This is a genomic window from Flavobacterium sp. HSC-61S13, assembly GCF_024171535.1.
Taxonomy (GTDB): Bacteria; Bacteroidota; Bacteroidia; order Flavobacteriales; family Flavobacteriaceae; genus Flavobacterium.
The window spans coordinates 158,830-180,692 of record NZ_JALJZV010000003.1; the positions used below are offsets into that span (position 1 = coordinate 158,830).

Sequence of the window (21,863 nt, forward strand, 5' to 3'; positions counted from 1 at the left end):
TAACTGATTATCCTCATCCAAAAAATGATTTTATAGACCAATTACAAAGCCAAGTATTTCAGATCGAACTCTAAAAAATTAACTTTATTTTTAGTTAAAAAAAATATCTTTAAATGTTAAACAAATTTAGTTTTATATCAATTTAAACTTTTTTTAAAACGTATTATTACAAATATTGCATTTAAATAAATTCTTAATTCGTGGTAGATTTATAAATTTACCGTCGTATATTTAAGCTATATGAAGAATTTAATAATTTTTATTAAATTATTTAACTCAAAAACAAACAATACACACTACTAATCGTTAATTTAAAATCAGGACAACAATAATAGTTCCAAATCTGTAGCACCACGACACCTGTTTAATATACTTAAATTTTAAACTAAAAAAATGCATTTTTACACAATACATCCTGATTTCACCTACAATCAAAAAGCCAACTTTATTGGAATATATAAGATAATACTTCAATAATCCCCATAAACCTACCTAAATATCCAGAAAAAAAACCACTTAAAAAAGTTGTTTTCAGCACACAAAATCACTGGTTTACGCTTCTCAATAATCGATTACAAAATGATTTTTAAACAAAAAAATCCCAAGCTTTCACAGTTGGGATTTTGAATTTATACCGCCAAAAAAACAACAGCTCGCTAAGCGAGCTGTTGTTTTACTCAATTAACTATTTATTGATTTGAACCCATCCCGTCTTGGTTTTACCATGGCTTACCGCCACATAATAGTAAGTGCCATCAGGAAGCGATTTACCACCTTTGTCTTGTCCATACCATTGATCGGTATAAGTTCCTTGATAAGCATAAACCTCAGCACCGTAGCGGTTGTAAATAATCAAACTGCTGATACCGTGGTTTGACAGATCGAAGTTGTCATTTAGACCGTCGCCATTCGGTGATATTCCCTTTGGAATCGGACAATCCGCATAAGTGACTTCAAAGCTGCTTTGATCTGTACACAAACCATCTTTTGAAGAGGCATAGACATAAATTCTTTGCGCTTGAAATACCGAACTACCCACCGCTAATTCCACACCCTGACCGTCAGATTGTGTAAAGTACTTGTTGTTTGCCGGCAATGGTGCTAACACAAATACCTTGCACTGCACTTCTATATCTTCAAAAACCTCAGCCTTTACAGGATCGGTTACACTAACCGTAAACGAGATTTCCTCATAACAATCCGTCGCGTCGTTTCTCTGGAAAACATAAATCGTATAGAATCCCGCTTCCAAAATATCGCCCGCTTGATACGTTGTTCCCGTTGCAGCCGGTCCGGAATAATACTGTTGATGTTCTTCCAATGCTCCTAAGGTATAAGTCGCACAAACCTTAACATTCTCACGCGTTGCAGGAATATTTCCCGCAACTGCTCTTATCGGTAAAACAAAAATCTCCGTACATCCCGATTGTGTGTTTTTTAGTTTGATGAATAGATCCATTTCTATACCTACCGCTGCCAATGGATATGATTTTGGATTGGAAATCACATCGACGTCTTTTTCTGCATCAGACTTGGTTTTATAATACGCCAATTCATAGTCTGTAGGTTTTGCTTTTGACAACATTTGTGCTTCTACCGAAGTTAAGTCTATCGTTAGTGGATTTAATGAATTACGGCAGATCAGCAGGGTTTCTGGCGCATGGACCACAGTTGAAATTCTCGGGTACAACTCTACTCGAATCGCTCCATTAACTTCACAATTGATCGCCGTATAGGAACCGACGACTTTGTAGAGTCCCGTTTCAGTAACTTCTAAGTCCGTTGCAGTCGCCCCAGGAATAACTTGATCATCTTTATACCATTGTATAGCTACATCTGCTATTCCCAGTCCAGATTTGATAACAACAGCTTCACCTTGGCAAAGGGCATTGTTGTTTTCAATAAGCATATCAGCACCCAAATCGAGTTCCCCCAGATCAAAACTACCCGCATTGAAAAACACCGCAGAACTGTGGGAATTCACCGTACAGAAGTCCATTATAGCTAATTTGATATGGTATTTACGTCCTGGCACTACCCGTACGGTTTCAGATTCCATAGCCTTAGTCATTCCGACAAAATCAATAGGCGCCTCTAGCGGACTATCTTGACCGTTGTCGTAATGTTTCCAGTAGTATTCCGGATTAACACTTCCACAGAAAACACCCGATTTACTCGCATCGCGTATGGTATTTAAAGCAATTGGCGTATTGGTGTTTTTGATTTTTGCCAAGTTTTGTCCTTCTCCAGTGGTTGAATCCACCAGCCAAGCTGCAAATAAAGCCCCCGTGTCACACATATAGGTACAACCGTTGACATAACTGTTTGAAGCAAATAGGTATTCAAATTTCAGGGTTTCTTTGACCGGAATAAAATCAAATTCCAATTGTGTTACGCGTTTATCCGCCAAAGGCCCGCCTCCAGCATCATAGATCGCATCATTTATATCTTTATCCCCCGTCCAACGATTGGTATTGGTGCCTCGTGCACCATAGGATCCACGATGCGGTCCGGGTACAAATTTCACCTCATTGGTGCTTAATACAATTCCCTCATCAAACGGAAAGATAGAACCGTTTTTATTAAAATAACCCAGCGTATTGACTGCTTGCGCAGCAGCACTACCATTTCCAACCTGATATTTCACATTGGAAACCAAATCACAATTGGATTTGACCAAGACTTCCTTGACCAATTCTTCTACCGTATATTTATCTCCACTCGGGCTTACCGTAATCGGTGGCGTAGTGGAAGTCGTGATACACAAGTTAAAGACCAGATCTTGTTTGTAAATCAGCGGTCCACCCAAACGGATATAGTATTTTGTGCCGGGGGTTAATCCCATTAAAATGTTTTCCGTAGCAGTTGGCGTAAATGTAAAACACGATAGCGCTGTAGACATAGCTGCACAAGGCTGATCGTATAAGGCCCCTGCTACAAACAAAGACGCTTTATCTTTGGAAATACTGGCCATGTCTTTTAAACTCAACAAATGATTTGTAGCGATCGCTGTAAACTCAAACCAACCATCGTTGATCAAGTTGGTCGCACAAGTCGGAACTGGAGTCGTTGATTTGGTCGATCCAAATAAAGAAGCGCCTATTTTCACTACACAAGTTTCCGAAGGGTTAACCGGTATGTTTATAGCTCCGCCGCAATTATCATTGGCACCAATTATAGTCCCATCCACAACAGCTGTAGACCAATTTCCTTGGGTCTCTCCATCTGCACAGACTGTTCTAATATAAATCGTATATCCCTTACCCGGATCCAAACCGCTTATAGTGGTCTTTGGAGCTCCTGATACCGGAATCGTTTTAACAGGTACAGCCGTTTCATCGTCTCCATAATTTACGACAATCACTTCCCACTGATTCGAAGAACCGTTCTGTGTCCATTCGACATCCATAGATGTGGTAGTTTGATTGCTGACTTTAATGTAATAAGGTTCTTCACACCCCACTACTTTTTCCAAACTAACATGATCCAAATACAAATAGGAAACCGTAGCATTTTTGGAATTGACGTGCCATCCAATATTTACATCTCCTTTTACACCGTTAATAAACACCACTTTTTCGGTGTATTTATTTAGACTGTACTTCTGTGAAGGCAACAATACTGTAGTAAACTTACTGACATCTTTCCCCTGTGTAGACAACAATACTTCAAATTGGTTGTTTTCTGTTTCTACTATGGTTTTGTAATAATATTTTAAAACATACATTCCCCCATCTAAGGTAATTGTCGGAGATATTAACCAATCGTCAAACGATTCATTAGGTCCGTTAAACAGGTTAAAAAATATCGCTTGATCCCCTTGATAGGCATCCGCCGTATTTCTCCAAGAGGTTCCCACTGGGATCACACTTTTATTTTTATCGACAATCGTCCAACAACGAGCAGTTTTAGAGTTGGTATTAAAACTTTCGACGAATGGCACACCATAGATATCACAACCCGTAGCCAATGAAAACGGACCCGACCATATGCTATAGGCACCATTTCCACAAACGGTACGCACATAAAATTCATAGTCCGTATTGGGTTGTAAAGCATTACCCGCCTGGTCTTTTGTAATGATATTGTCTTTTTTAGCTGTCGCTATACCGCTAGTAGTCGGTTTTCCCGCTCCTAGAGGTTGGAAAACATATTCCCAATTCGCCGCTTTAAAATCGTCTGTCCAAGTAATGATTACCTGATCCGTTTCTATGTCCTTAACGCCTAATTCCATTGGTTCTGGACATCCTACTATCTCTTCTATAAAAACATTATCGATATACAAAGTGGTGTAGGTGGATGAACCCGTAACCTGCCAAGCGATATTAACCGCACCGCTGAAATTGGAAATAAGCACATATTCTTCTTTCCATTGCGCACTTGGCGCGTATTTCTTTTTGGCGACTATTTGTTTGGTGAAGTTTTTAGGATCGATTCCCGAATTAGAGCCTAGTACCGCAAATTCATATTCATTTGCCGTTGGTGTATCTGTTTTGTAGTGGTATTTTAATCGGTAATTTTTGGTTGCATCAAATTGAATTCTCGGTGAGATCAACCAATCGTCATTGGGTAATTTGGTTTTATCGGTATTGGATCCATTAAAAAACATTCCGTGAGTACCCTCATACCTTTGTGTCGTAGCTTTCCAGATATTTGGAGAGTTCACCGCCAAGGTCGCGTCGTTATTTGCATCGATTACCGTCCAGCAATCCAAGGATGGAGAACTGAAATTAAAGCCTTCCCAAAACGGAGTAGTATAAATACCACATGCCGTTTTAAAGGTATAAGGTCCTCTCCAAATACTGTATCCTCCATTGCCACACAACATACGTACATAGAATTCGTATTCGGTGTTTTCACGCAGTTTGCTTCCAGACTGCTCTTGGGTAATGGTTACTTCCTTAGTCGTAGTAGCCACCCCTTTTCCAGTAGGTACAGTACCTCCCGATTTTTGAACGACATATTCCCAATCCTTTCCATAATCATCCGTCCAAAAAATCGTTGCTGCAGTTTCTTTTTCGTCCTTAACGCCTAACTTCATCGGTTCGGGACAACCGATTACTTCTTCTAGGAAAACATTATCCACAGACAAATACGTAAGACTATTTTCTGTAGTGACGTGCCATGCGATATTGACTTTTCCAGCCGTATTACCGATAATAACGGTTTCTTCGACCCAATTAGCATTGCTATATGCTTTTTTCGTGATTAGGTTTTTCGTAAAACTGCTTAAATCAATGCCTTTATTAGACAGGACAACTTCAAAATCATTTTTGGTTGTTGCCTGGGTTTTGTAATGATATTTCAAGCGATAAATCTTTGATGCATCAAGCACAAAAGTCGGTGAAATCAACCAATCATCGTGTTTGGTATTGAGTGAGTTCCCGTAAAAATACATAGATTGATCGCCTTCAAACATTCCGACATTATAAGGTCTAAAGATGTTGGTGCTTACTGCGGAGGTCGCGTCTTTATTATTATCGACTATCGTCCAACATGCTATGGTTTTAGAATCTTTATTGAATCCTTCCCAAAATGGTATATTTGATTCGTTACAAAGCGTTTTAAAACGGATAGGTCCCACCCAAAGACTGGTCTTTCCAACTCCACAACTCGATTTGACAAAAAACTCATACCAGGTATTCGGTTGTAAATTAGCGCCTCCAACTCCATTGGTTTTGGAAACCGTGATTTTATTGGTTGGTGCTATGAGTCCGCTACCTACCGGTGCCGCTCCATTTCCCATCGGTTGAACAAAATACTCCCAACTGCTATTTTTTGGATCTGTCCATTCAAAGGTAACTTTATCCTTGTCTAAGCCACTGATGATCACATTCTCCTCAGGAGCATAACACGATACCTCTACTATGGAAACCAGATCTATATATACGTTGGTAATTCCTTTAGATATTACATGCCAAGCGATGTTTACATCACCCTTAATATTTTCAACATAAAGCACTTTTTTGATATAAGTCGTTGTATTTCGCTTTACTGCCGGCTCGAGTTGGTTTGTAAAACTCGCTGGATCTGTCCCAGCGGTTGAAAAAACAACTTCGAAATCGTTATCATTTGCGGCTGTGGTTTTATAGTAATACGTCACTGCATAAAGTCCTCCATTCATTTTAATAGTCGGAGAGATCAACCAATCGTCGTTAACTAAAGTTGCAGCGGGACTTTGAAAAAACATAGCGCGGTCACCTTCATAGGGCAGAACTTGAAATTGCCTCCACGCATTTGTTCCCGCAGGCAATTGATCTTGATTATTATCCAAAATCGTCCAGCAATTATAGGTGTCGGAAGTGGTATTAAACCCTTCAGAAAAGGGTGTGTTTATCACCCCACAATCCGTATCTGCTAAAAAACCATAGGTCTTAATATCAAAATACGGTTGTAGATATAATTCAGGGGCATACGATTGGTTTACCCAGTAAATTGGGTCGTTTGAGTTGTTCGCTGTTCTGATGTTTGCATAAACGGACTGCTGCAATAAACACAGCATCACAACAAGAGCAGTAGAAAAGATAAAATAAATCTTCTTCATTTCTGGCATTTATTTAGACTGATTAAAGCCGTAAATATATACCTTATTTCTCATCTCGCTCAAACTTTGAGCACAACAGCTCCGATTATTAATTCGCAAAAAACAATAATACACCTCAGATATATGTTAAATTACAAAATATTTCTATAAAAAACACATCAAATTAAAAAAAACAATCTATTATTGATTTTATTTATGACAATAAATCTTAAGGATAGTATTTATTAAAAAAATACGCTAAATTTTAGTTTTTAACTAAAAGTACCTTGGGGAGCTCGAAACTTTGTCGAGGATAAAAATATCGTATAACAAAATAAATTCATGTGATGCTCTGGTTTTTAATTTTAAGTCAGACATGATGTGATCATAGGCGTAACCCACCCTAAGATTGGGTGTGATTTTATAGTTTACCATACCCCCAATCGCATCTACTGTCCGGTAGGTGCCGCCGATTTCGAATTTGTTTAGATACATCAGATTCACCGATACATCCGCTGATACCGGTGCGTCCTTAGCGTATTTGACCATAAAATGCGGTTTTAATTTCAAATCTGTTCGCGGTAGCTCGAACACATAACCTCCAGTTAGAAAAACGTGTAAGACCTGGCTACCAAATTGCTTACCGTCATAATCTAAGAACCGACCTTTTAACATATTGGGAACACTTAATCCTACATAATAGTTATCTGTATAATAAAAAGCACCCGTTCCCATATTGAACAAGGTTTTGCTGGTATCTTCAGCGAAGGCAGGATCGTTATCATCGATATAACCCGTGCTACCAATATCAGAGAAGAGTCGAATATCATGCAGGGTTGCACCGGCTTTTAAGCCTAATGCTAATTTATGTTTCTGTCCCAGATCTAAGGTATAGGAGAAATCTCCATAAATATTATTTTCTGTAACTGGTCCAATTTTATCTGTAATAACGGATAATCCAAGTCCGACTTTTTTTCCAACGCGCGTATGCCCAAATAGGGTTCCCGTCTGCGGTGCACCATCAAGCCCTACCCATTGTTTACGGTATAATAAACCCAAAGACAAGGATTCTTTAGAGCCTGCATAGGCAGGATTGAGCACACTCATATTATACATATATTGTGTATAATGGGGCGCTTGTTGTGCTTGAACTTCTATTAAAAAGAAGAACAACATAAAAAACAGTATTACTAATTTTTTCATAAGTATTCCATTTAAAAAAGTTTAAGAGCCGACAGTACATCGACTGTCGACCTAAAAATTTATTATTTGTTAATCTGAACCCAGCCGGTTCTGGTTTTGTTGTGAGCAATTACCACGTAATAATAAGTTCCGTCTGGTAGCACTCGTCCTTTTTTGTCTTGCCCGTACCATTGATTGGTATAGTTACCCGTAAAAGCATATACTTCGGTACCGTATCTATTAAAGATCTTTATACTAGTAATACCGTGATCTGACAAATCAAAATAGTCGTTTGCCCCGTCTCCATTTGGCGAGATACCCTTAGGTATCGGACAATCGTTATATTGAATGGTAAAACTACTTTCCTCAACGCAAACACCATCATCCGAGCTGGCGTATATATAGATGGTTTGATCTTCAATCACCACACTACCTGCTGTTAACTCTACACCTTGAGCATGAGGTTGGGTATAGTATTTATTGCCCTTGGGCAGGTCTTTCAATATGTATAACTGACATTCTACTACTTCGTCTTTAACTGCTGCGACTTGTACTGCTTCGGTAATGGTAATGCGATAAGAAATTTCCTCATAACACCCACCACCATTGTCTTGAAAAACAAAAATGGTATGCGATCCGGATTCGTTTAAAACATCTCCCGGTTGATAGGAATGGCCTTTAGCCCCCGACTCGGTGTAGTAGAATTGGTTCGTCTCTAAGTCTGGAAACACATAACTTGAACAAATTTTAACAGCTTCGCGATCTGCAGCAATATCTCCTTTTACCAGCCTAATTGGGTATTCGAAGATTTCCGAGCAGCCCGTTATTTCGTTGGTTACTTTAATATAAATTATCGTCTGAGCAACTGTTAAAGACAGTTTGTATTCTTCGGGTGTTTCTATAGCATTCACACCTAAAACGGCATCTGTTCGGGAATGATAATACATGAAGTCATACGCATCGTTATCATCTACAGCAATGAGTAGTTGTTCTTCTACATCCGTTAGATCTAGTATCGTTGGTACCAAAGAATACCTACATACAGTTAGCGGTTCTGGTGCAGGCATTGTCGTCGACAACAGTGGGTAAATTTCAACGACTATAGACCCGCTTATTTCGCAATGGATCTCATCGTAGCTCGCAACAACTTTATAAGTTCCGGCTTCGCAGATTTCCAGATCTGTCCCATGAGCACCAACTAGGGCAACTTCATCCTTATACCACTGAATTTGGGCACCATCTGCGGCCAATTTCGAATGAATCTGCACACAATCGCCTTGACAAAGTGCGTTATTGTCTTCAATAAGCATATCCTGACCCAAATCGATATTGCCCAAATCAAAACTCTTCGCATTAAAAAATACCGCAGAGGAATGACCTATAGTCGGACAGAAGTCCATAACTGCGAGTTTGATATGATACTTTCGGCCGACGGTTACCGCTACGGTTTCCGATTCCATCGGCTGGGTCAAGCCCACAAAGTCTATAGGTGCATCAATCAGGTTGTCGAAATGATCGAAATGCTTTCCATACCATTCTGGATGTATACTTTCGCAAGGTGCTCCGGACTTATTAGCATCGCGAATGGTATTGATACTTATGGGATAAGCTGTTCCAGGAACTTTAGCTAAATTCCTGCCTTCACCCGTACTGCTATCCACCAACCACGCAGCAAATAAAGCACCGGCATTACAAACTTCCCCACAATCCTTGTGATAACTGACCGAAGCAAAGACATATTCGAACTTAATTGAATCTTTGATTGGAATAAAATCAAATTCGATTTGTGTGACTCTTTTATCCAATGAAGGCCCACCACCGGCATCATTAATTGCATCGTTGATGTCTTGATCTCCAACCCAACGATAATCGTTATTCCCTCGAAATCCGTAGTAGCCCATATAGGGTCTGGCTACATATTGCACTTCGTTAGTTGATAAAACGATTCCCTCTTCAAATGGGAAATCCGCCGCTCCTCTATTAAAATATCCCAATGTATTATATTGTTGAGTCGGTGTACTTCCGTCGCCATTCTGATAACGGATGTTAGAAACCAAATCACAATCTGACTGTATAAAGACTTCTTGGATTAATTCTTCTACACTATAAACCTCTCCACTCGGGCTTACCTCAATCGGTCTTAAATCGGAGGTTGTCAAACACAAATTAAAAATGTAATCGTGTGTAATTTCAGATCTTGCTCCGATGCGCAAATAGTACTTTTGGTTTGGAATCAGCCCCATTAACGCGGCTTCGGTTTCATTGGGATTAAATCGGTAACATTCCATGACCCTATAGTCCATGCTACTGCAATCTGCGTCGTACAAAACGGCATAAACCGTTGGAAAACCGGTGTTACTCGACAGACTCTTAAGATTGCTTATAGTTAGCAAATGGATGTTTGCCAAGGCGGTAAATTCAAACCAAAGATCGTCAACCACTTCAAAACCGTATTGACAAAAAGCCGGTGCGACAGCAGATGGTGTCGCGTTTTTCAAATTGACAGTCAACGATTGTAAACAGTCTAAACTCGTATTAACTGGAATCGTGCGTGCACCTGCACAATCGTCGTTTCCACCCAATAAAGTTCCTTGGTAATACGGTGTAGACCAATCACTAAAGGTGGTACCGTCTAAGCATTTTGCCCGAACATAAATCGTATAGACATGACCGGCATCCAATCCAGTAATCGTAGTATCCGCACTGGTGACCGTTTGCTGAAAAACGATGGAAGTGCTATTTTGATCTTCACCATAGTTTACAACCAACACCTCCCATGAGGTTATACCTCCTTGTTGTTGCCAATTAATGTCTATTGAATTGTTCGTAATTTGGGTCGCTTTTATCTCATAGGGTTCCGGGCAGTTTTCCACTTTTTTAAGCCATACATTGTCTAAGTAAAAAATACTTGAAAGGGTATTTTTAGAATTGATGTGCCAAGCGATATGAACGGGTCCGTCTATGCCATTGATCAGGATCACTTCCTCTGTATAATTGCCCTGTCTATAGACTTGCGATGCGCGCAATACGGTATTGAATTGACTGGTGTCTTTTCCATGTTGGGATAGTAGGACTTCAAATTCGTTATCTGCAGTGAGACTGGCTGTCGTTTTATAGTGGTATTTCAAGACATACATACCTCCGTCTAATTCTACTTCCGGCGAGATCAGCCAATCGTCGTGAGTTCGATCGGACGCAGTTAGGGAAACCTGAACCGCGCGATCGCCTTCATAGACAGCCTGCCCGTTGGGATAGCGATTGGTCAAGGTACTTTGTATTGGGATTTCAGAGCGAGATTTGTCGATCAACGTCCAACAGCGCGCGGTTTTAGAATCCGTATTAAAGCCCTCCCAAAAGGGTGTTTGATAAAGACCACAAAGGGTGTGAAAGCGGATTGGTCCTTGCCAGATACTATATCCTCCCTGATCACAGATTGTACGAACATAGACATCATAATCGGTATTGGGTTGCAAAGGATTTCCCTTGCTATCTTCAGTGACGAGATTTTGTTTATGATTGGTGCGAGTACCGCTACCGATTGGCATACCGTTCCCTGCAAGATCGATCATATATTCCCAATTTGTCGCTCCAAAATCATCCGTCCACTTTATGGTGAACTGATCTTTTTCGATATCCTTAACCTCTAAATGTAAGGGTTCCGGACAATTATCAACTTCCTCAACAAAGACGTGATCGATATACACTTCCTTAGCACCACTGCCGCTAATTCGCCAAGCTAGATTTACTACGCCATCTAAATGGCTAATAAAGATGGTTTTTTGCTCGAATGCCCGATTTTTTTTCTGTCCTTGCAACAGTGTTCTAGTAAAATTAGCAGGGCTTATACCGGTGTTCGACGCCAATAGATCAAACTCTCCCTCCGGATTATCACTGGCTGCATAAAAATGATATTTCAGTCTATAGGTTTTATTTATATTAAAATGAAAACTCGGTGATATCAACCAATCGTCACTTACCGAAAACATGTTCGTCTTGCTAAAAGCCATCCCGTGAGTGCCTTCATATCGCATCCTATTAAACAACACCCATTTATCAAAACCAAAAGGGGGGATATCGTCTTGAAAGGTCGGGTTGCTAATACCGCCATCGGCCGTTATTAATGTCCAGCAATTCAGATTTACAGAGTTGCCGTTAAAACCCTCCCAATAGGGTGTATCGTAAATCTTGCAAGCGGTACGAAATGTAAAAGGCCCGGACCAGGAGCTAAAGACATTGTTGCCACAAACGGTTCGCACATAAAAATCGTAGTCACTATTGGGTTGTAGTTGTTTTCCAGAGTGATCCACCGTAACATTATTTACGCTTTGATCGGTAAAGATTCCAGATCCACTTGGTGTTCCACCACCACTCGCTTGGACCACATACTCCCAATTTTGTCCGTATTGATCAGTCCACAATATGTTTGCCCGATCTTTTTCTAAGTTTTCAGCATCCAAAGACAAGGGTTCTGGGCAACCGATTACCTCTTCCAAGAACACATTATCCAGGTATAACAAACATCCCTTTTTCTGCGTATTGATGTGCCAAGCCAAGGTTGTTGCTCCACCTATACCCGAAAAAAAGGTCACTTCTTCCTTCCATGTATCGTCACTATATTCGTCATACTGTAGCAGTTTTTGCGTAAAATCTTCGGGAGCAATGCCGTTATTTGACAACAATACTTCGAAGTCGACTTTTAAAAAACTATTGGTTTTACGATGAAATTTCAATCGATAAAATTTCGTTGCATCTAGGTTAAAAGTCGGTGAAATCAGCCAGTCATCGTGTAGTGTTGTCGTAGGTGTCCCCTCAAAATAAATCGATTGATCCCCTTCATGCCACTGCAAACTGTTCGAGGCCCATTTGTTTCGAATCGGTGCTGTGGTACCGTCTTTATTACGATCCACTATAAACCAGCAATCCGCCGTTGTCGAATTGGCATTAAATCCTTCCCAAAAGGGTAATGCCATAAAATCACAGGGAGTTTTAAAAGCGATAGGACCTACCCATAAACTTTGTACTGTTGGACTGCAGCTGGCTCGAACAAAAAATTCATACCAACTGTTGGGTTGCAAATTAACGCCACCCACACCAGTAGTTTGGGTCACCGTAACCGAATTGGTAGTTGAAAGAGTACCACTTCCTACCGGTAATCCCGAAGATCCCATCGACTGAACATAATATTCCCAATTTGTATTTAGGGTATCACTCCAAGTAAATGTGGCCCGATCTTTTTGTAAGTCCGAAACGAAAACCTCATCAGCCGGACCACTGCAACTCACCGCCTCTATGCTTACCATATCGATATAGACATGTGCCTCTGCTGAAGCTATGACGTGCCAAGCAATATTGACATCAGCAGTTATGCCCTGTACATAGTGTGTTTTTTTAGTATAATACTCGGTATTACGCTTAGTACTCGCTTCGAGTATAGTGGTGAAATTTGAAGTAGCTGTACCATTAGTCGAGAGCAACACTTCAAAATCATTATCAAAACCAGCATATCCGATGGTCTTGTAGTAGTACGTAATCGCATAAATACCGCCGGTCATGCTTACCGTTGGCGAAATCAACCAATCATCGTGCCTATCCGCCGACATTTGTCCGAAAAAATACATGGCCCCATCACCTTCAAAGGGTGATCCCCGATGCATTTCCCATACATTTCCACCGGCAACCCTATCCTGATTTTGATCTACTATTGTCCAGCAATTCAACGATGTAGAGGAGGTATTAAACCCTTCTTGAAACGGTAGGGGCAAAATTTCACAAGCGGTTATAAAAGCAAAGGGCCCTATCCAGTCACCTAGATCTCCACTGCTGCATACCGCTCTTACATAATATTCATAAGCGGTGTTGGATTGCAAGACCGTTTGATTGTAATCGGAATTAACCACTACCTCTGTAGTGGTAGTAGGGACACCAGCACCCATAGGAGCACCATTTCCCTGAGCCTGTACATAATATTCCCAAGATTGGTTTAAATCATCGTTCCATGACAAGGTTACTTGTTGGCGTTGTATCTCTTTAACATCAAGATTTTGTGGTTCCATACACGGAATCTCTTCGACAAATACATGATCAATAAAGACCACAGCCCTAGTGGGGCTATGTACACGCCACGCGATATGCGTATCGCCTCCCAATCCACTAATAAAAGCGATTTGCTCTAACCAATCGTCATTCAAATAACTGCTCTTCGGCACTAGAACACGTGTGAAGTTGGATAAGATAATACCTTGATTGGAGGCGAGCACCTCAAAATCGTTGGTATGAAAACTTCGGGTTTTATAATGGTATCGCAATTTATAAACTTTGGTGGAATCGAGTTCAAGAATTGGAGAGATCAACCAACTGTCATTATTAGCATTTCCCGAAAAATACATCGACTGATCACCTTCAAAAGGGCCGTAAGTTTGAGGCCTAAATATTCTACCGCCAGGGGGACTTGGATTGTTATGGACATCTATGGTAGTCCAACAACTCAAAGTCGTTGAGCCCGAATTAAACCCCTCCCAAAAAGGCATAGATTGCCGATTACAAGAATTGGTATTAAAAACATTTAGATATTTAAGTAAATAATCTGGTCCTATCGACAATTCCGGAGCATAAGACTTGAATTGCCATAACATCTTATTGCAATTATCGGTTTCCCTCGCCAAGAGATCTATCTTAACAAACCCAATAACCACAAACAAAACAATCAATATTTTTCTACTCATAATCATAAAATATTATATGTTTTAACCGAGTAACAGTCAAATATATATTTTTATGCTAAATTAAATTTACTAAAATTGTTAAAAATAAAAATTAACATTAGTGCGTAAATATTTAAAAGATCAACGTTAAAAATTTTAAATTTCACATAGTAACCTACTTAAAATTGCAAGAGACTACCGATCCATTATGTTAATAAAACAAACCGTAAACAAAGAAAACACACTAAAAAACAAAGAGTTAGTAAAAAAAAACACCAGTAACTATTATTACTGGTGTCTTTACAATGCTTTTATTTGTTGATCTGAACCCAACCGGTCCTCGTTTTCCCATGGGCGATTACCACATAGTAATAGGTTCCGTCTGGCAGGAGTTTTCCCTGATTGTTTTGTCCATACCATTGATCGGTATACACGCCGCTATAGGCATACACCTCACCACCATAACGATTATAAATTTTCATTGCCGTTATACCGTGTTTTGACAAGTCAAAACGATCGTTATAACCGTCACCATTTGGGGATATCCCTTTAGGAATAGGACAATCGTTATACGCAATTATGAAACTACTTTCATCTATACATACTTGATTATCAGAAATGGCATAAACATAAACGGTTTGTGCAACCGAAAGTTCCGTTCCAGCAAGCAATTCTTTTCCTTGACCGTGGGGTTCTGTAAAATAACGATTGTATTTTGGTAATTCTTTTAATGTATACCAGTCGCATTCTATTAGCTGATCGTCAAACACCTTTGCGGCAACGGGTTCCGTTATAGTCACTTTATAGGAAATTTCCTCGAAACAATTTCCTCCATTATCTTGGAAGACGAATATTTCGTGCTCACCAACGGCAGTCAATATTTCTCCAACCTCATACGAAATACCCTCAGCACGAGATTGGCTGTAATAGTATTGATCCTGTTCAAGTGTTGGTAAGGTATAACTACCACATACGTTTTCAACTGTTCTCGTCTGCGGTTTTTCTCCAACAACCGCTTTTAAAGTCCATGGGAAAATTTCCGTACACCCCGTGCGCACATCTTCAACATGTATAAAGACAGTAATGTCTACACCTTGAATTTCTAACTTATAGTTTTGAGGGTCTATAATTGGATTTTCACCTTCCTCAGCATCTTCTCGAGTATGGTAAAATACCATATCATAATGACTACGCTCTACGTGAACCAGCATTTCATGTTCAACTGTAGTTAAATCAAGAGTCAAATCGCTTAAAAATTGTCGGCAAATATCAAGAGCCTGGGGTGCAACTATGCGCGCCGATAAAGCTGGAAGCATTTCGACCTGTATCTTCCCTTCTAACTTACAATCCAGTTGGTGGAATTGTGCAATTATACTGTAAGTTCCCGCTTCGGTAACTTCAAAGTCTGGCTGGGTAGCCCCCAACACAGCAACCTCATCCTTATACCATTGAATATCGTAGACATCTCCTTCCAATCCCGAATAGAGTATCTTCGAATCTCTCTCACAGAGCGCATTACCCGTTTCTACGAGCAAATCTGCTCCGAGGTCAATATGACCCAAATCAAAACTTCCCGAATTAAAGAAAACAGCAGTAGAATGATCGACATTGGTACAAAAATCGATAACCGCTAACTTAATATGATATTTTCGACCGATAACAACCGGTATTGTTTCCGATTTTAAAGGTTTGGTATATCCTACAAAATCAAATGGGGCATCGATAGCGTTTAGTTGCCCATTAGCATGGTGCCCTCCATACCAAATGGGATTGACACTCTCACATCCCACCCCGGATTTAATGGCATCTCGGATGGTATTGATCGCTATCGGTAAATCTGTATTGGGAACTTTGGCCAAATTTTGTCCTTCTCCTGTAACACTATCGATCAACCATGCGGCAAACATAGCGCCTGTATTACAAGCATCTCCACAAAATTTGTGATAACTATTGGAGGCAAAGAGATATTCAAAATCAATCGAATCTTTAATCGGAATAAAATCGAATTCTACTTGAGTCACTCTTTTGTCATCTGTAGGACCACCACCTGCATCTTTAATCGCATCATTGATGTCTTTGTCACCAACCCAACGATGTGCATTACGCCCTCTAAATTCCGAATATCCCATATAAGGTCTTGAAATATAATCGACTTCATTAGTCGACAACACAATGCCTTCTGCGAAAGGAAAGTTGGATTGTCCCTTATTAAAGTATCCCAAAGTATTATAGGTTTTGGTCGGTGCACTTCCATCTCCATTTTGGTATTTTACATTGGAAACCAAATTACAACTGGACTGAACTAACACATCGGTAATCAATTGTTCTACAGTATAGACATCATCACTTGGACTGATTTCAACAGGACTGAATTCGGCCGTGCTAATACAGACATTAAAAAGTACATTTGAAGACTCTTGCTCCTCTAGGGCCAATCTCAAATAGTATTTTCGTCCAACTGTCAAGTCAAATAGTATATCAAAAGAAAGATCTTCTTCATCTCCTAGTATAAAACACGCTTTAGAACTGCTGCTGATCAAACTACAGTCTTCTTCATAAAGAATGACTTCTAAATTTAAAAACATCGTTGACTCCTCAAAGCTGTAGAAGTCCAACAGTTTTAATTGATGATAGGGCGCTGTTGCTGTAAACTCAAACCAAAGATCACTCATCAAGTCACCATAGGAACAATCGGGTAATACGGTTGTTGATAAAGTAGCACCTATAAAGGATCCCGACACCATTTTAGTGCAGTTCGAGTCGCTATTTACCGGAATATTAACTGCACCAGCACAATTATTATTAGCCCCAGCAGCAGTACCTGTATGGTGTACTGTAGACCAATCACTAAAGCTTTGAGCTCCATCACAACGCGCTCGAACATAGATGGAGTATGCGGTTCCAGCCTGCAATCCGTTTATAGTAGCATTGGGAGTCCCTTGAACAACAATTGTTTGCAAAGGGGTCGCTGTTTCCTTATCTCCATACTTCATCACCACAACCTCCCATTGCGTTACAGTAGACTCATCCTGCTCCCAGCTGATATCAATAGAATTGGCCGTATAATCTGCGCTTGTGACATAGTAGGGTTCCCTACAATTGACCACTTTTTTAAAATGTATATTATCCAATAGAAGTGAAGACATGGTTGCTACATCAGAACCCAAATGCCAAGCTAAATTTATGTCTCCCATTAAATTATCAATAAACACAACTTGCTCGGTATATTTGTCTACTATATAACGTTGAGAAGGAATAACGGTCTGATTAAATTTAGTAATATCTTTTCCTTCTGTTGACAAATAAACTCCAAATTCATCATGTGAACTAGATCGACCTGAGGTCATAAAATGGTATTTCAACACATAATTACCACCAGTAGTAGTGATACTCGGTGAAATTAACCAATCGTTTACTATCCTTTCCGATCCTCCAAAAGCCAAAATACTGACGGAACGATCGCCTTCAAAAACTTCAATTTGGCTGTTGTCTGATAGTTTACTTTCCATCGGTATTTCTCCATCGTATTTTTCTACCATGGTCCAGCAACGCACAGATCGGGAGTCGGTATTAAATCCTTCCCAGAATGGTGTTGCGTAACTTTCGCAAAGTGTCCAAAACGTATAAGGACCTTGCCAAATACTGTGTTCCCCATTGCCACACACCGTACGCACATACCATTCATACTGGGTATTACTTAACAAATTACTGCCCGAGTGATCTTGTACAACAAGATTTTCTTTTTGACTGGTTACAACCCCATTAGCAGTCGGTACACCACTGCCCGCTTCTTGTAAGTGATACTCCCAATTTGTAGCTCCCGTTTCGTCTTCCCAAGTTAAAGTCACTTGATTTGTAAGTAAGTCTTTAATATCTAACTGTATCGGCTCTGGGCACCCCACCACCTCTTCTACAAAGAAATTATCAACAGCAAAATCCATCCTCCCCATACCCTTAACATGCCACGCAAAATTAATGCGACCGCCAAAATCTTTAACAAATAAAGTTCTCTGTGTATACATTCTAACATTATCTGAGAAAACGTCTAATTCCTTAGTGAAATTACTCGGATTAAAACCCGTATTGGACGCTAAAAACTTCACTGTAACGCCCCCAGTATACCTGCTTACTTTATAATTATATTTGATCCGATATGTTTTATTCAAATCAAATTCAAAAGTTGGAGACAACAACCAATCATCACTATTAACGGTGAGATCATTTTTAACAAAGAACATCGAATGCGTGCCTTCATAGTAATCTCGATATGGGTGCCATTCATTATTTATTACATTAAAACCTCCAAATTTTGGGGCACTATTTATTCCAAAACGATTGACGATGTTCCAACAACCCACAGTTTTTGAGTTGATGTTAAACCCCTCCCAAAAAGGAGGCTTAAAGTCCTCACAAGCAGTTTTAAACTTAAAAGGACCAGACCAAACGCTATAACCTCCAATTTTACAAATGGTGCGCACGTAAAAATCATATTCGGTATCGGGTTCTAAATCCACTCCAGCTGTATCCTTAGAAGCTGTAACTTCCTTTTTGTTGACTTTTGTACCATTGGTTGTCGGGGGTGACATCCCTGAATTCTGGATCACATACTCCCAATCACTTCCAAAATTATCATCCCATCCGATTGTGATGCGGTTTGTTTGTACTTCATTCGATGTTATATGGATTGGTTCAGGGCAGCCTACAATTTCTTCTAAAAATACATTGTCTATATACAGTGCGGTTTGCTTTTGTTTACTATTGATCTGCCAAGCAAGGTTTATATCTCCATTGAATCCAGTAAAAAACAGGACTTCCTCTTTCCATGAATCGTTGATATAGATCGTTTTTGTCGTCAATACATTGGTGAAATTGTTTAAATCTGTACCGTGATTCGATAGCAATACTTTAAAATCTACTTGGTCAGTAGCATTGGATTTAAAATGATATTTTAATTTATAAACCTTCGTAGCATCTACTTTAAATATTGGAGAAATCAGCCAGTCATCATGATCGACGTTGGTATTTGTTCCTTTAAAACCCATAGATTGCCTGCTGACAAAATACTCGTCAGTATTTAGATTCCACAAATTGCTTTTATAGAGTGGATCGCCATCGTTATTGTTATCAACCACATCCCAACAATCCACAGTAGCAGAATTAACACCAAAGCCCTCCCAGAAAGGTAAAGCTAAGACATCACATTTAGTTTTAAATGGAATCGGTCCCAACCACAAACTATTTTTACCCGGGCCACAATTTGATCGTACGAAGAATTCATATGAGGTGTTGGGTTGGAGATTCACACCTCCTGTACCACTGATTCGCGACACGGTGACCTCTTTCTGAGCACTTATCAAACCACTACCCACTGGCACACTGCCATTGGCCGGTTGTACATAATATTCCCAGCTTGAATTGATATCATCTGTCCAAACAAATTTGGCGCGATCCTTTTCTAATAAGGTATTGATTACCTCATTATCTGGCCCCATGCAATCGACTTTCTCGATAGAAACCAGGTCAATATACAAACCGATCTCACCTCTAGCGACAACGCGCCAAGCGATGCTTACATCTGCCGTTATGCCTTGTACATATAAAACTCGTTTGACATAATTACTACTATTCCGTTTGATCGCCGGCTCCAATACTCTTGTAAATGCGACAGTTGAAGTACCACTTTCTGAGAGCAAGACTTCAAATTCATTATCCAGCGAAATCGCTCCTTGCGTTTTATAGTGATATGTTATTGCATATACCCCACCGTTCATGGCGACTTTAGGAGAAATCAACCAGTCGTCGTGTTGTGCAACTCCACGATCTCCTCTAAAATACATGGCTCTATCTCCCTCTAATTGTCCCGTTCCAGTTCTCCTCCAGGCATTATTTCCATTACTACCCTGATCTCCTAAAACATCATTTTGTTTCCAACAGCCATAATCAGCGGAATTTCGATTAAAGCCTTCTGTAAAGGGTATGTTTAACACCTTGCAATCAGTCTTAAAAGCAAAAGGGCCGATCCATTCCCCAAACACACCGTTACTACACTTTGCTCGAACAAAAAATTCATAGGCAGTTCTCGCTATTAAGTTGTCCGTGTTTTGCATTTCACCAACGGTCACTTCCGTTGTATTGGTCAGCGTACCTGCTCCGGTGGGAAAACCAGAATCGGCTAATTGAACATAATACTCCCACGAACTGTTAACAGCATCACTCCAACTCAGCGTAGCTTCATTAGATTTGATCTCAGAGCTGTTCAAATCTTGTGGTTCTGTACAAGCCACTTCTTCAAGAAAAATGTGATCTACAGCTAAAGAGGTATATTTTGTCGACGCGATGCGCCAAGCCAAATTAAGATCACCTCCCCAATGACGGATATAAATCACTTGCTCCAGCCAATAGTCATTGCTGTAGTTCTGATTCGATTTTAGTACTTGAGTGAAATTCCCTAATCCGGATCCGTGCTTTGAAGCTAGAACTTCCATATCGAAATCATAACCCGTATACGTTCGATAATAATAGCGCAACTTATACGTTTTGGTGCTGTCGATCTGGAAGCTGGGCGATATCAACCAACTATTTGTAGTCGGACCACCATTAAATACCATATTCTGATCTCCTTCATAAGGTAGGTTATTCAAAATTTGCCAACCACTTGTACTTTGCGGATGATCGCCATCGATAGTAGTCCAACACACCGAAGAGGTTGAATTTGAATTAAAGCCCTCCCAAAAAGGCAGGGTTTGTTGTGCGCAAGGACTGTTCTTAAAACCGTTTAAATATCTAAAAAAATAAGGGGGTTTAAGTAGCAATTCTGGCGCATAAGACTTGAAGTGCCAACTGACCTTGTCCAGATTTGGTGATGCCTTAACCGCAGGTTTGGCCCCCACTTTACCGAAAATCATAACAATAAACAACAGCAAAAGTATTCTTTGATTCATAATCATCAAATATTATGTTTTTTTAACTAACTAATACCCAAATATATGTTTTTAGACAAAAGTAACTTTGCCAAAAATGTTAAAAATATAAATTAACACAGCTGATTTACTATTTAAGGTAATGACGTTAATTGTTTTCGTTTTTATTCAGGACACTGCTAAAAAAACCCGCGAGACAACAGATCCCTTATGTTAAAAAAAAAGGCCCCGTCTTTAAAATGAACCTAAAGACAAGACCTTGATTTAAAAAAAAACACCAGCAACTGTTGTTACTGGTGTTTAAATAGTACATTATCTATTAATCTGAACCCAGCCGGTTCGGGTTTTTCCATCGGCGATTACCAGATAGTAATACGTTCCGTCTGGCAACATTATTCCTTTTTTTGAACATACCCCGGACTGGCATAGCCACCATGACAGCAATGAATTTTCAAAGATTCCCTTAAAATTTGTATTAATATTACTGAAAAAAGCATAAAAAAACAGCAGCGAACGCCTGTTCACTGCTGTTTCCAT

General features: G+C 39.8%; 4 protein-coding genes. All 4 read right to left on the reverse strand.

Going from position 1 to position 21,863, the window contains the following annotated elements; all coding sequences use genetic code 11:
• Nucleotides 1–685: 685 nt before the first annotated feature.
• On the reverse strand, nucleotides 686–6,544 hold the full coding sequence (locus tag L1275_RS04280) for a choice-of-anchor J domain-containing protein (protein WP_253470173.1): 5,859 nt from the start codon (nucleotides 6,542–6,544) through the stop codon (nucleotides 686–688).
• A 255-nt stretch (nucleotides 6,545–6,799) separates the two neighbouring features.
• On the reverse strand, nucleotides 6,800–7,726 hold the full coding sequence (locus L1275_RS04285) for a type IX secretion system membrane protein PorP/SprF (protein WP_253470174.1): 927 nt from the start codon (nucleotides 7,724–7,726) through the stop codon (nucleotides 6,800–6,802).
• A 62-nt stretch (nucleotides 7,727–7,788) separates the two neighbouring features.
• Nucleotides 7,789–14,427 carry a choice-of-anchor J domain-containing protein gene (locus L1275_RS04290; RefSeq protein ID WP_253470175.1) on the reverse strand — a complete coding sequence of 2,213 codons (6,639 nt, stop codon included), beginning with the start codon at nucleotides 14,425–14,427 and terminating at the stop codon, nucleotides 7,789–7,791.
• A 290-nt stretch (nucleotides 14,428–14,717) separates the two neighbouring features.
• Nucleotides 14,718–21,347: a choice-of-anchor J domain-containing protein gene (locus tag L1275_RS04295; protein WP_253470177.1), complete on the reverse strand. Its 6,630-nt coding sequence runs from the start codon at nucleotides 21,345–21,347 to the stop codon at nucleotides 14,718–14,720.
• Between the last annotated feature and the right edge of the window lie 516 nt (nucleotides 21,348–21,863).